Origin of the sequence: Vibrio sp. 1727 (assembly GCF_033344415.1) — a bacterium.
Classification (GTDB): Bacteria; Pseudomonadota; Gammaproteobacteria; order Enterobacterales; family Vibrionaceae; genus Vibrio; species Vibrio alginolyticus.
Genome location: NZ_JAWPOT010000510.1, coordinates 1 through 573, shown reverse-complemented (window position 1 = coordinate 573; position 573 = coordinate 1). Strand labels below are relative to the sequence as shown.

The 573-nt window shown below is 45.2% G+C and carries 2 pseudogenes; both read left to right on the top strand.

Features of this window, described 5'->3' with window-relative positions:
• A pseudogene (locus R8O10_RS26650) lies at positions 1-410 on the top strand (XRE family transcriptional regulator); the annotation flags it as partial.
• A pseudogene (locus tag R8O10_RS26645) lies at positions 410-573 on the top strand (helix-turn-helix transcriptional regulator); the annotation flags it as partial. The pseudogenes R8O10_RS26650 and R8O10_RS26645, both read left to right, overlap by 1 nt.

Genomic DNA, 573 nt, shown 5'->3' with positions numbered 1-573 from the left:
CGCTCAATCAATTCAATGAATCCCCCAGCAAGGCCCGCCTCTACTACTGTGAAGGCATGTTGGTTGGCCATTTGATTTATCAAGAGCTGAGGTCTGAATTTAGGATTCTCAGCTTTTGGCATTTAGGGCGCTCGATACTGAAGTACTTAGTCACCGACATTCTCCAAGTCATGGGAAATACGATCATCCATTTCCCGGTTCATGAGCCCGTGATTAAACAACTTCTCTTCGACATTTTTATTCGGGACTTCTATCAACATCGGCGAGTTACGTTCTTTAGAGCCCCCGCCACACAAATCTTCGGAAACCCCATGGTGAAATATTGCTTTGATGGGCTGTTAGACCTAGTGCTCTATCGCTTTCATCAAGTAGGAAATGAGTTTATGCAGTCTCGACAGGAGGTTCATTGATGATGAATACCAACACAACCAACAACACCGTCTTATTGTTCACCTTCAACAACATTCAAGGTCGCGGCTTGCAAACCGCTATTGAACAGAACCTAGAAAAACCCGTACTTTTAACCCGAGGCGCTGACGTCAATTTCCCTAGCACCCGCGATGAACACTATAT